Genomic DNA, 13,127 nt, shown 5'->3' on the forward strand with positions numbered 1-13,127 from the left:
TGCTCCATTACCAGCCGGCCGTTGGCGTATTCGAAGCGCTTCAGCTTGGACAGGAACGAGAGGCCGAGCAGGTTTTCCGACAGCGCTTCGTCGGGCAGCACCATGGCCTCGACGTCGCGGACGACCAGGCCACCGACATCCATCATGGCGATGCGGGCGCGGGCGGCCTTCAGCGTGCCGTTGGCGGTGGCGACGGTGGCGGTGTAGTCGCCGCGTGAGGGACGCAGGCCGAAGCGGGCAGCGGATTTTTCGTTCAGCGCGACGACGGAGGCGCCGGTATCGACCATGAAATCGATGCGCTGGCCGTCGATGCGGGCGTCGGTCTGGAAGTGGCCGCGGGCGTCGCGCGGGATCGAGATGCTGCGGCCGCCCGATGGCGCCATGGCAGCGCCGACGGTCGCCTCCTTGCGCGGCGCATTGGCATGCGCAGGAGCCGTCGCCATCCGGTCCGCCATCTGGGCCATGAAGACGCCGGCGCCGGCAATCGCTGCGGCAGCAAACAGGATGTTACGCATCACGCCACTCACGCGGGGTTCGAAGGACCCCCGATCTCACCACGCCATCGGCCAAACCGCGACTAATCCACAAAGTCGAGGGCTGCCATTTTGGCGAAAAGGATGAGCGAAGCGTTAACGGATTGTCTTCAAGTGCCGCGCGGCTTGACCCGGCGGGTCGGCATGGCGCTGGCGGGATCTTCCGGCCAGGGATGGCGGGGATAGCGGCCGCGCAGGTCGGAACGGACGGCCGCATAGCTGCCGCGCCAGAAACCGGGCAGATCGCGCGTCACCTGCACCGGGCGCTGCGCCGGCGACAGCAGCTCCAGTACCAGCGGAACCGCGCCCTTGGCGATCGAGGGATGAGTGTTGAGGCCGAACAGTTCCTGCAGGCGCACGGCAATGGTCGGGCCCTGATCGGCCTCGTAGTCGATGGCGAGCATGGTGCCGGTCGGCGCCTCGAAATGGGTCGGCGCCTCGCGATCCAGCCGCGCGCGCAAATCCCACGGCAGCAGGTTCGTCACCGCGTCGGAAAGGTCGCCGGCGGAAAACTCCTTCAGCGACGTCTTGTCGTAGAGCGCCGGGGCGAGCCAGTCGCCGCTGGTCGCCGCCAGCGCGGCATCCGACAGATCGGGCCAGTTTTCGCCCTCGGCTTTGCGCAGGAACATAACGCGGTCGCGCCACTGCTTGAGCGCCTTCGACCACGGCAGCTTGTCGAGACCGGCGGCGACCAGGCCATCGGCGAAAATCCTTGCGGTCTCAGCCGAAGGCGACAGTGCCATCGGCGCTTCCGACAGCGTGACCGCATGCAGCGTTCGCTTGCGGCGCGCACGCAATGCCATGGCGCCACGGTCGAAGGTGATTTCCTCGGCGCTCTCGATCTGGTCGGCGAAATAATGCTCGATCTCGTCCTGCGTGATCGGCGCCGCCAGCAGGATGCGACCGCTGGCGGCCGTGCCGGTGAGCTCTCCGACGGCAATGTACGGCGCGCGCGCCAGCAACGAGGTCTGCTCCACGGCGGCGCCGCGGCCGTTGGCGAGCACGAAGCTGCCATTGCCGCGGTTGCGGGCGACGCGGTCGGGGAAGGCAAACGCCAGCATCACACCAGTGGACAGATCGCCTTCACCTTTCGGTTTCTCGGCGGATGCCACCTGCTGCGCCCAGCGCCGCGCGAGATCGCGGGCACTCGAGGCGCGCTGCGACCGGTCGCGGCGAAATTGATCCAGCCGCGCATCGAGATCGGCGCTGTCGCCGCCGAGACCGCGCTCGGTCAGGACGGCGGCGATTTCGGCGGCTTCCTCGCCCGACCCGAAGCGGTTGGAATCCACGATCATGCGCGCAAGGCGCGGCGGCAGCGCCAGCGCGCGCAGGCTCCTGCCCTCCGCCGTGATGCGGCCGTCGGCATCGAGCGCGCCGAGCTCGTTCAGAAGGCTCCTTGCTTCCTTCAGTGCGGGCGCCGGCGGCGGGTCGAGGAAGGCGAGCTGGTGAGGATCCGCCACACCCCATTGTGCGAGATCGAGCACCAGCGTGGACAGGTCGGCGGACAGGATTTCCGGCTGGGTGTAGGCGGCAAGCGAAGCGGTCTGCGGTTCGTCCCACAGCCGATAGCACACGCCGGGCTCGGTGCGGCCGGCACGGCCGCGGCGCTGGTCCACGGCGGCGCGCGAGGCGCGCACGGTTTCGAGCCGCGTCAGGCCAATGTCGGGCTCATAGCGCGGCACCCGCGCCATGCCGGAATCGACGACGATGCGTACGCCCTCGATGGTCAGCGAGGTCTCCGCGATCGAGGTCGCCAGCACGACCTTGCGCGTGCCCCTCGGCGCCGGCGCAATGGCGCGGTCCTGCACGGCGGCATCGAGCGCGCCGAACAGCGGCACGATCTCGATCGACGCATCCTGCACGCGCTCCCTCAGGAAAGTCTCGGTGCGGCGGATCTCGGCGGCGCCAGGCAGGAAGGCCAGCACCGAACCGGGATCGGCACGAAGCGCGGTTGCGATGGCTTCCGCCATCTGCCGTTCCAGCGGGACGTCTGGCTTGCGGCCGAGATAGCGGGTATCGACCGGAAAGGCGCGGCCTTCGCTGGCAACGACGGGCGCATCGCCGAGCAGCTTTGCGATCCGCGCGCCGTCGAGCGTCGCCGACATCACGAGGATGCGCAGATCCTCGCGCAAGCCGGTTTGCGCGTCGTGCGCCAGCGCAAGGCCGAGATCGGCATCCAGCGAGCGCTCGTGGAATTCGTCGAACAGGACGGCCGCGACGCCGTTCAGCTCGGGATCGTCCAGGATCTGGCGCGAGAAGATGCCTTCGGTGACGACCTCGATGCGGGTTGCACGTGACACCTTCGAGCCGAAGCGCACGCGATAGCCGACGGTTTCCCCGGCGCGTTCGCCCAGCGTCTTCGCCATACGCTCCGCACTGGCGCGCGCGGCGATGCGCCGCGGCTCCAGCACGATGATCTTCTTTCCCTTCGTCCAGGGCTCCTCGAGCAGCGCCAGCGGCACACGCGTGGTCTTGCCGGCGCCCGGCGGGGCCACCAGCACGGCCGTGTTGCGGACGACAAGCGTGCGCGAGAGCTCGTCGAGCACGGCATCGATCGGCAGGGGCGTGTCGAAATGGCGGGGCAAGGTGTGGGACTCGTCATCACCCGCGAAGGCGGGTGATCCAGTAAACTCAGGGCTTCGCTGATCGCGAAGATCGTGCGTACTGGATACCCCGCTTGCCGCCTTCGCTAAAGCTCCGGCGGGCCCTTTTTTCACATAACCCCGGCGAAGCCCTGGCGGTGACGGGTCGCGGGGTATGACAACAATGCCTCACACCTTCGGTTCGGACGCGCGGCCGACGCTCTCGTAGACAAAACCGTGGGCGGCCATGTCTTCGGCACGATAGATATTGCGCAGGTCGACGACGACCGGCCGGGCCAGCGTGGCCTTGAGCCGGTCGAGGTCCAGCGCCCGGTACTGCACCCACTCCGTGACCAGCACCATGGCGTCGGCGCCATTCACGCAGGCGTAGGGATCATCGAAATATTCGATGTCCGGCAGCTCCTTCTTCGCCTGTTCCATCCCTGCGGGATCGTGGGCACGCACCTTGGCGCCCATGTCGAGCAGGCCCGTCACAAGCGGAATCGATGGAGCTTCGCGCATGTCGTCGGTATCGGGCTTGAAGGTGAGCCCGAGCACCGCGATCGTCTTGCCGCGGAGGCTGTTACCGACCGCGGTCGCGACCTTGCGCGCCATCGCGCGCTTGCGGTTGTCGTTGACGCCGAGCACGGCTTCCACGATGCGAAGCTGGACATCATGATCTTGCGCGGTTTTTACCAGCGCGCGGGTGTCCTTGGGGAAGCACGAGCCGCCGAAGCCGGGACCGGCATGCAGGAACTTTGAGCCGATGCGGTTGTCCAGTCCGATGCCGCGCGCGACTTCCTGCACGTCGGCACCGACCTTTTCCGACAGATCGGCAATCTCGTTGATGAACGTGATCTTGGTGGCGAGAAAGGCATTCGCGGCGTACTTGATCAACTCCGCGGTGCGGCGCTGGGTGAACATCAGGGGGCCCTGATTGAGCGATAGCGGCCGATAGATATCGCTCAGCACTTTGCGGCCCCGCTCGTCCAACGTGCCGATCACGATGCGATCCGGGAATTTGAAGTCGCGGATCGCCGCACCCTCGCGCAGGAATTCAGGATTGGACGCGACCACGGCATCTGCGGACGGATTGACCTCGCGGATGATGCGTTCGACCTCGTCGCCGGTGCCGACCGGCACGGTCGATTTGGTCACGACCACGGTAAAGCCTGCCAGCGCTCCGGCGATCTCGCGCGCAGCGGCGTAGACGTAGCTCAAATCGGCATGGCCGTCGCCGCGCCGCGACGGCGTGCCGACCGCGATGAACACGGCGTCCGCCTCCGCAACCGGCGCCTTCAGCTCGGTGGTGAAATCGAGCCGCCTCGCCTTCACATTGGAATCCACCAGCGCATCGAGCCCCGGCTCGAAGATCGGGATCTCGCCGCGGCGGAGGCTGGCGATCTTGCCCTCGTCCTTGTCGACACAGGTGACCTGGTGGCCGAAATCGGCAAAGCAGGCGCCGGAAACCAGTCCCACATAGCCGGTGCCGATCATGGCAATTCGCATGGAAAGAACCTGCTTTTTCGATGGTTAACGCGCCCGGTCTTTAGGAAATTCGACGGCTGATGGGAAGGCCCCGGTTTCGCAAAAAGCGGCATGTCATTTGTATGAATAAAGGAGAAAGAAACCGATCCGGCCGAAGATGAGCCCTCGCCGCACCGAAACAGGACAGCCATGACTCCAAACGGCACATCCGCCACGCCCGACCGTCCCGCGGCCAGCCGCGTGGACTGGGTCGACTATGCCAAGGGCATCTGCATCGTCATGGTCGTGATGATGCATTCGGTGCTGGGGGTCGAGAAGGCGGCCGGCGAGACCGGCTTCATGCACGCCCTGGTGACGTTCGCAACACCGTTCCGGATGCCGGATTTCTTCCTGATTTCAGGGCTTTTCCTCTCGGTCGTGATCGACCGCGACTGGCGCACCTATCTCGACCGCAAGGTGGTGCATTTCGCCTATTTCTATGTGCTCTGGGCGGCCATCCAGTTCGGCTTCAAGGCGCCCGGCCTCGCCGCCGAGTCGAGCTGGGCGCATGTCGGCTACCTCTATCTGGAATCCTTCGTCGAGCCGTTCGGCACGCTGTGGTTCATCTATCTGCTGCCGGTCTTCTTCGTCGTCACAAAACTGACACGTCGAATCCCGCCGCTTGCGATCTTCGTTGTTGCCGCGCTGCTGGAGAGCGCGCCTATCGCGACCGGCTGGACGGCGATCGACGAGTTCTGCGCCCGGTTCGTCTATTTCTTCGTCGGCTACTGGCTGGCATCCTACGTGTTCGCGCTGTCGGATCGCGCGCGGGGCAATCCAGCGCTTGCGGTCGTCGCGCTCGTGCTTTGGGCGCTGATCAATGGCGTGCTGGTCGAATACGGCTACAGCGAGCGGCCCGCGATCTCGCTGGCGCTGGGACTGGCCGGCGCATCCGCCATCATCGTCGCCGGCACGCTGCTCGCGCACATGCGCTGGCTCGACTTCCTGCGCTATTGCGGCGAGCATTCGATCGTCATCTATCTCGCCTTCTTCCTGCCGATGGCGGCAACGCGGACGCTGCTGCTCAAGACCGGCGTGATCTCCGATATCGGCACCGTCTCCCTGATCGTCACCTGTGCCGGCATCGCCGGCGCGCTCCTGATCTGGCGCGTGGCGTTGGCCGCACACGCCAATTTCCTGTTCGAGCGCCCCGATGCGTTCTGGATCGCGCCGAAGAAGCCCGGTGCAGTGCTGCAGGCGGCGGAGTAGCAGCCACACTTGTCATCGCCCGGCTCGACAGGGCGACCCAGTACGCCGGGCTCTCTCGGCTCTAAGACTACGGTCTCTGGAATACTGGGTCACCCTGCCTTCGCGGGTGACGACAGTGGGGAAAGTCGCGATGACCGGGCTAAAATTCGCCGGTCAAGACTGTCATTCCGCGCAAAAATCCTTAACTTTCGGCCATGCCGAAGACAGCCCCCAAAGCCGCCGCAAAACCCGCCGCCAAGTCCGCTCCCAGGCCGGTCGCCGGAAAATCGCTCGCCAAGGGCGACCATTTGTTCCTGGTCGACGGCTCCTCCTACATTTTCCGCGCCTACCACGCGCTGCCGCCGCTGAACCGCAAGTCCGACGGGCTGCAGGTCAACGCCGTGCTGGGCTTCTGCAACATGCTGTGGAAGCTGCTCCGGGACATGCCGCCGGACAACCGGCCGACGCATCTGGCCATCGTGTTCGACAAGTCGGAGGTGACCTTCCGCAACAAGCTCTATCCCGACTACAAGGCGCATCGGCCGCCGGCGCCTGATGACCTGATCCCGCAATTCGGCCTGATCCGCGACGCCGTGCGCGCGTTCGACCTGCCCTGCCTGGAACAGGGGGGTTTCGAGGCCGACGATCTGATCGCGACCTATGCGCGGCAGGCCAGCGAGCACGGTGCAACCACGACGATCGTATCATCCGACAAGGATTTGATGCAGCTCGTGACCGACAAGGTCGTGATGTACGACACCATGAAGGACCGCCGCATCGGGATCCCCGAGGTGATCGAGAAATTCGGCGTACCACCGGAGAAGGTGGTGGAAGTGCAGGCGCTGGCCGGCGATTCCACCGACAACGTGCCAGGCGTGCCCGGCATCGGCATCAAGACCGCGGCGCAGCTGATCGTCGAATATGGCGACCTGGAGCAGCTATTGTTCCGCGCCGGCGAGATCAAGCAGCCGAAGCGGCGCGAGGCGCTGCTCGAGAACGCCGAGAAGGCGCGCATCTCGCGCAAGCTCGTGCTGCTCGACGACAAGGTCGATCTCGAAGTGCCGCTCGACGATCTCGCCGTGCACGAGCCCGATGCGCGCAAGCTGATCGCATTCCTGAAGGCGATGGAGTTCTCGACCCTCACCCGCCGTGTCGCGGAGTATTCGCAGATCGATCCGTCCGAAATTGCGCCTGACATCGGCGGCAAGAACGGAGCCGGGGCTGCGCCGACAGCGGCGAAGCCTGTGGAGACAACCGACGACCTGTTTCCCGGCGACAAGCCGCTTCCCGCGGCCAAAAAGTCCGGCGACAGGCAGGACAAGTCCTCGAGTCTCAAGGGCACGCCGGTATCGCTCGCGGAAGCGCGCGCCGAGGCGATCAAGAAGATTCCGGTCGACCGCAAGAAATACGCGACCATCCGCAGCCTCGATGCGCTGAAGGCCTGGCTCGCGCGCGCCGCGGACGCCGGCCATGTCGTGATCGATGCGATGGCGGAATCCATCGATCCGATGCAGGCTGAGATTTCCGGCTTCGCGCTGGCGCTGGGACCGAACGATGCGGCCTATGTGCCGCTCGGCCACAAGCAGTCCGGCGGCGGCGCCGGGCTGTTCGATGCCGGGCTTGCGCCGGATCAGGTCAAGGCGGCCGAGGCGCTGGCCGCGCTGAAGCCGCTGCTGGAATCCGCAGGGATCATGAAGGTCGGCTTCAACATCAAGTTCACCGCGGTGGTGCTGGCCCAGCACGGCATCACGCTGCGCAACGCCGACGACATCCAGCTGATGGCCTATGCGCTCGACGCCGGGCGCGGCTCCAATGCGCTGGGCTCGCTCGCCGAGCGCTGGCTCGGGCACGCCGTGATCGAGTACGGCCCGCTGGTCGGTAGCGGCAAGGGCAAACTCACCTTCGACCAGGTGGCGATCGAGAAGGCGGCCGAATATGCCTCCGAATACGTCGACGTAATCGAGCGCCTCTGGCGCGTGCTGAAGCCGCGGCTCGTCGCCGAGCACATGACCGCGGTCTACGAAACGTTGGAGCGGCCGCTGGTCTCCGTGCTGGCGCGGATGGAGCGGCGCGGCATCTCGATCGACCGCCAGGTGCTGTCGCGCCTCTCAGGCGACTTCGCCCAGACCGCGGCGCGGGTCGAAGCGGAAATCCAGGAGCTCGCGGGTGAGCCGATCAATGTCGGCAGCCCCAAGCAGCTCGGCGACATCATCTTCGGCAAGATGGGATTGCCCGGCGGCACCAAGACCAAGACCGGCGCGTGGTCGACCTCGGCGCAGGTGCTCGACGACCTCGCCGAGCAGGGCCATGAGTTCCCGAGGAAGATCCTGGAGTGGCGGCAGGTCTCCAAGCTGAAATCGACCTACACCGACGCGCTGCCGAACTATGTGCATCCGCAGACGCATCGCGTGCACACGACCTATGCGCTGGCGGCGACCACCACGGGACGGCTGTCGTCGAACGAGCCGAACCTGCAGAACATCCCGGTGCGAACCGAGGACGGCCGCAAGATCCGCCGCGCCTTCATCGCCACGCCCGGGCACAAGCTGGTCTCGGCCGACTATTCGCAGATCGAGCTGCGGCTGCTGGCGGAGATCGCCGACATTCCGCAGCTGAAGCAGGCGTTCAAGGACGGCCTCGACATTCACGCCATGACGGCGTCCGAAATGTTCGGCGTGCCAATCAAGGACATGCCGGGCGAGGTGCGTCGCCGCGCCAAGGCGATCAATTTCGGCATCATCTACGGCATCTCGGCGTTTGGCCTCGCCAACCAGCTCGGCATCGCCCGCGAGGAGGCTTCCGCCTACATCAAGAAATACTTCGAGCGCTTCCCCGGCATCCGCGCCTACATGGACGAGACCAAGGAATTCTGCCGCAAGCACGGCTATGTCGAAACGCTGTTCGGCCGCAAGTGCCACTACCCGGAAATCAAGGCGAGCAACGCCTCAGTCCGCGCCTTCAACGAGCGCGCCGCGATCAACGCGCGGCTGCAGGGTACTGCGGCCGACATCATCCGCCGCGCCATGACCCGCGTCGAGGATGCGCTGGCCGAGAAGAAGCTGTCGGCGCAGATGCTGCTGCAGGTGCATGACGAACTGATCTTCGAGGTGCCGGACAGCGAGGTCGCGGCCACGCTGCCGGTGGTGCAGCACGTCATGCAGGACGCACCCTTCCCGGCCGTGCTGCTGTCGGTGCCGCTGCAGGTCGATGCGCGGGCGGCGAACAACTGGGACGAGGCGCATTAGCAAAGTCGTTACCCGGACCATCTTGAGGAGCCGCTGCAAATTGCACTCCGTGCAATTTGCTGAATGACGCGCCGCCGCGGCGCGCGCTAGAACGCGTGCATGCCCTCGCACGCCTCCCTAATCGGATTCGCCCTGGTCTCGCTCGGCATGGTGCTGACGCCGGGACCGAACATGATCTATCTGATCTCGCGCTCGATCACGCAAGGCCCCGCCGCCGGAATCGTCTCGCTCGGCGGCGTCGCGCTCGGCTTCGTGTTCTACATGCTGTGCGCGGCGTTCGGCATCACCGCGCTGCTGTTCGCCGTTCCCTTCGCCTATGACGCGCTGCGCCTTGCCGGCGCGGCTTATCTGCTGTGGCTGGCGTGGCAGGCGCTGAAGCCCGGCGGCCGCTCGCCGTTCCAGGTGAGGAGGCTGCAGGTGGATGGCCCGCGCAAACTGTTTGCCATGGGCTTGCTCACCAACCTGCTCAATCCGAAGATCGCGATGCTGTATCTGGCGCTGCTGCCGCAGTTCATCGATCCCGCCGAGGGAAGCGTGCTGGGGCAGTCGATCGCTCTCGGCGCGATCCAGATAGCGATCAGCGTCAGCGTGAATGCGCTGATTGCGCTCGCCGCAGGCTCGATCGCGGTCTTTCTCGGCACGCGGCCGACCTGGCTCTTGGTGCAGCGCTGGCTGATGGGAACGGTGCTGGCCGGGCTTGCCGTGAAGATGGCGCTGGAGAAGCGGGCTTAACCATTCCACTCGTCATGCGCGGGCTTGACCCGGGCATCCATCGTCTGCGGCAGCAGACAAGAATATTTCGAAGCGGATGGATTGCCGGGTCAAGCCCGGCAATGACACCGGAATCTCAATCCAGCTTCGCTTCCATGCCGCGCTTGGTCGCCGGGCGCGCCATCAGCTGGTTGTACCAGTGCTCGACATTCGGAAAGTCCTTCAGCTCCACCTTGTGGCGCGGGTGGCGCCAGGCCCAGCCGAGGATGGCGAAATCGGCGACCGACAGGGGACCTGCGACGAACTCGCGGCCGGCGAGGCGCCGGTCGAGCACGCCGTAGAGACGCCGCGTCTCCGCCATGTAGCGCTTCAGGCCATAGGCGCGATCCTGCTCGTTCTCGAGCGCAATGAAATGGTGAACCTGGCCGGGCATCGGGCCGAAGCCGCCCATCTGCCACATCAGCCATTCATAGACCGGGATGCGCTCGGCGAGCGGCTTGGGCAGGAACTTGCCGGTCTTCTCGCCGAGATAAAGCAGGATCGCACCGGACTCGAATACGCTGACGGGCTTGCCCTCCGGGCCGTCGGGGTCGACGATGGCGGGGATCTTGTTGTTGGGGCTGATCGCCAGGAAAGACGGCGCCATCTGCTCGCCCTTGCTGATGTTCACCGGGATCACCTTGTAGGGCAGCCCCATTTCCTCCAGCGCGACGGAGATCTTGCGGCCGTTCGGCGTGTTCCAGGTGTGGAGCTCGATGGTCATTCCCGTTTCCCCCAGAGGTGCTTGCGCCTCCCCTAGCCCGGAACCGGGCTGCCTTACAAGGCACGGTCCGCGCAGGGGTCCCGGCCACCCGCGTCCCACGGCCGCTGTTGATGGAACCTGATCGGGCTGGAATGTGCAGGAGAGCGCCGATAGATTGCGCCACCTTCGAAACAGCCGGAAAACACCGTGTCCAAATCAGCTTCCCGCGCCCGCCTCGCCGAAATCATCCGCAAGCGTTCCTTCGGACGCGGCGAGATCACGCTCGCCTCGGGCCGCAAGAGCGATTTCTATTTCAACCTGAAGCCGACCATGCTCGACCCCGAGGGAGCTGCGCTGCTGGCCGAGCTGACCTATGAAGCGCTGAAGGACGACAAGCTCGATTTCGTCGGCGGACTCGAGATGGGCGCCGTCCCACTGGCGGGCGCCATCGCGCAACTCTCCTGGCTCAAGGGCCATCCGATCGCGGCCTTCTTCGTGCGCAAGAAGCCGAAGGAGCACGGCGCGCGGCTGGCAGTGGAAGGGCTCGCCAAGGGCGAGACCCTGAAAGGCAAGCGCATCGTCATCGTCGAGGACGTCACCACGACCGGCGGCTCGGCGCTGAAGGCGGTGGAAGCGGTGCGCGAGGCCGGCGGCGACGTGGTCCTGGTGTTCACCATGGTCGACCGCGAGGAAGGCGCGACGGAGGCGTTCAAGGAGGCAGGCCTGCCGTTCCGCTCGCTGTACAAGGCGGGTGAGTTCTTGAAGGGCTGAGCTCTCTCCGTCGTCATGCCCGGGCTTGCCGCCTCCGCTAAAGCTCCGGCGGGCCGAGTGAGTTCGTGGCCCCGGCGGAGCCTTGGCGGAGACGGGACCCGGGCATCCACGTCTCCGGCACCACCGGCAAGGAAGTCGTGGATGGCCGGGTCAAGCCCGGCCATGACGAGTTGAGAGAACTCGGTCTCGCCTCTCACTTCTTTTTCAGTCGCCTCCGCTCACTCACCTCTCATTTACCATCCGCCGTTATGGTGAATCGTTGCCGAAGCCGCGTGTTGGCCTCGGCCGTTGCGTTGCGTCGGGTGGAGTAAGCGTTGCGTACAGAGTTGAGTTTTCGGCCGCGACAGCGCCGGGCGCTGCTGGCTGCCGCCGTCCTTGCCGGCACTATCCTGACCGTGCCGGGCGCCGCGCTGGCCGAGGGCCTGTTCGACTTCTTTTTCGGCCAAAGGCAGCAGACGCGCCAGGCCCCGCCGCCGCAGGCCAACTTCTTTGCCGATCCCTTCGGTACCCAGCAGGCTGCACCTCCAGCCCCGCGCGTCGCCGGTTCCGGCCCCGCCTTCTGCGTGCGCGGCTGTGACGGCAAGTATTTTCCGATTCATGCCCGCGGCAACGCCACGCCCGCGCAGCTGTGCCAGGCGTTCTGCCCGGCGAGCGCGACCAAGGTCTATTTCGGCAGCAATATCGACTACGCCACGTCGGCGACCGGCGAGCGCTACGCGAGCAGCGAAACCGCCTTTGCCTATCGCAAGGCGCTGCGCGCGGATTGCACCTGCAACGGCAAGGATCCCGGCGGGCTCGCGCCGATCGACATTTCGCTGGATGGCTCGCTGCGGCCGGGCGACGTGCTGGCGACCACGAGCGGGCTGGTCGCCTATTCCGGCATCCGCGTCGGCAACGAGCAGACCGCGGAGTTCACGCCGGTGTCGTCCTATCCGGGCCTGACCGCGGAAGTGCGCGCCCGCCTCGGTGAAATCAAGGTCGCGCCCGTCAACGCGGAGGTGATTGCAGACGCCCCGCCGCCGCAGCTGCGCGACGATCCGCCGGCGGTCGGAACGGTGCCGAAGACAACCGTGCCCGCTGCGAAGGCCAAGCGGGCGGAATTGAACTGACGCCAGCCGTCATTGCGAGCCACCCGGTCGGCGCGAAGCGCCGCCGGATGACAGGCTCCGCGAAGCAATCCATGCCTCCGCTTGCGGCGCGATGGATTGCTTCCGCCTTCGCTCTCTGAGCTTCGGCGGACTCCCAGCCCGGCGTAGCTTGCGGAGCAAGCGTGGACGGGTCGTCGCTTTGCTCCTCGCAATGACGGATGCGTCACCGCCCGACAATCACGCCGATGACGTTCGGCGCGGCGAGATACTTCTCCTCGATCGCCGCGCGGGCGGCGGCGCGGTTTTCGGCCGTCAGCAGGCCGCGCTTCTCGGCCAGGATCATCCAGCAGAAGCCCCACCAGTCCGTCAGCATGCCCTGGTCGTCGACGAGGTCGTAGCCTTGCTCGGCCGCGAAGAGGCGCGCATGCGCTTCGTCCAGCGAATCCAGGAAGGCGTGATCCTCGTTGGAGAAGAGATCGTCGCTGATGTCGTCCGACGTGTAGCCCCAGATCGACATGCAGACCGCGTTGAACTCGCGGTCGATCTGGTCGTCGTCGATCGCCTGCCGGCGCGAGGCCTGATGCAGCCGCGACAGCGTGCGGGCGAAGTCGGCAATGCGCGTGAGCGCGAATTGATCGAAGGCGATGGTGGACATGTAGTCCTCGCTAGGCCGAATAGACCATAGATGTTGTGTCGGCAACGCGCCGAATCACTATGATATATCAAAGACTTGCTAAAGT

Annotated in this window: 10 protein-coding genes; 5 read left to right on the top strand and 5 right to left on the bottom strand. The window is 65.9% G+C overall.

The window, feature by feature from the left end:
• From ACT4OC_RS23825 to ACT4OC_RS23835, 3 genes are all read right to left on the bottom strand, one after another.
• The coding region (locus ACT4OC_RS23825) for a TIGR02281 family clan AA aspartic protease (protein ID WP_444841494.1) at window positions 1–515 on the bottom strand (515 nt) is incomplete at its 3' end.
• Between the two features lie 128 nt (window positions 516–643).
• The gene (hrpB, locus tag ACT4OC_RS23830) at window positions 644–3,118 is read right to left on the bottom strand and encodes an ATP-dependent helicase HrpB (protein WP_444841495.1); all 2,475 of its coding nucleotides are present in this window, start codon (window positions 3,116–3,118) and stop codon (window positions 644–646) included.
• Window positions 3,119–3,304: 186 nt separating this feature from the next.
• The gene (locus tag ACT4OC_RS23835) at window positions 3,305–4,624 is read right to left on the bottom strand and encodes a UDP-glucose dehydrogenase family protein (protein ID WP_444841496.1); all 1,320 of its coding nucleotides are present in this window, start codon (window positions 4,622–4,624) and stop codon (window positions 3,305–3,307) included.
• Between the two features lie 168 nt (window positions 4,625–4,792).
• On the opposite strand from ACT4OC_RS23835, the gene ACT4OC_RS23840 reads away from it, so the two are divergent.
• From ACT4OC_RS23840 to ACT4OC_RS23850, 3 genes are all read left to right on the top strand, one after another.
• Complete coding sequence (locus ACT4OC_RS23840) at window positions 4,793–5,851, top strand: acyltransferase family protein (protein ID WP_444841497.1); 1,059 nt, start codon at window positions 4,793–4,795, stop codon at window positions 5,849–5,851.
• A 194-nt stretch (window positions 5,852–6,045) separates the two neighbouring features.
• The gene (gene polA, locus ACT4OC_RS23845; RefSeq protein WP_444841498.1) at window positions 6,046–9,075 is read left to right on the top strand and encodes a DNA polymerase I; all 3,030 of its coding nucleotides are present in this window, start codon (window positions 6,046–6,048) and stop codon (window positions 9,073–9,075) included.
• A gap of 99 nt (window positions 9,076–9,174) precedes the next feature.
• A complete protein-coding gene (locus tag ACT4OC_RS23850; RefSeq protein WP_444841499.1) occupies window positions 9,175–9,807 on the top strand; it encodes a LysE family translocator in 633 nt (210 codons plus the stop codon).
• Between the two features lie 115 nt (window positions 9,808–9,922).
• On the opposite strand, the gene ACT4OC_RS23855 is transcribed toward ACT4OC_RS23850, so the two are convergent.
• A complete protein-coding gene (locus tag ACT4OC_RS23855; protein WP_444841500.1) occupies window positions 9,923–10,549 on the bottom strand; it encodes a glutathione S-transferase family protein in 627 nt (208 codons plus the stop codon).
• Between the two features lie 186 nt (window positions 10,550–10,735).
• Between ACT4OC_RS23855 and pyrE the strand changes: the two genes are divergently transcribed.
• Window positions 10,736–11,299 (top strand): orotate phosphoribosyltransferase, encoded by a 564-nt coding sequence (gene pyrE, locus ACT4OC_RS23860; RefSeq protein WP_444841501.1) that lies wholly within the window; start codon window positions 10,736–10,738, stop codon window positions 11,297–11,299.
• Between the two features lie 314 nt (window positions 11,300–11,613).
• Window positions 11,614–12,408 carry a DUF2865 domain-containing protein gene (locus tag ACT4OC_RS23865; RefSeq protein ID WP_444841502.1) on the top strand — a complete coding sequence of 265 codons (795 nt, stop codon included), beginning with the start codon at window positions 11,614–11,616 and terminating at the stop codon, window positions 12,406–12,408.
• A gap of 202 nt (window positions 12,409–12,610) precedes the next feature.
• On the opposite strand, the gene ACT4OC_RS23870 is transcribed toward ACT4OC_RS23865, so the two are convergent.
• Window positions 12,611–13,042: a hypothetical protein gene (locus tag ACT4OC_RS23870; RefSeq protein WP_444841503.1), complete on the bottom strand. Its 432-nt coding sequence runs from the start codon at window positions 13,040–13,042 to the stop codon at window positions 12,611–12,613.
• Window positions 13,043–13,127: the final 85 nt, after the last annotated feature.

It is taken from the genome of Bradyrhizobium sp., from assembly GCF_052389815.1.
Lineage (GTDB): Bacteria > Pseudomonadota > Alphaproteobacteria > Rhizobiales > Xanthobacteraceae > Bradyrhizobium.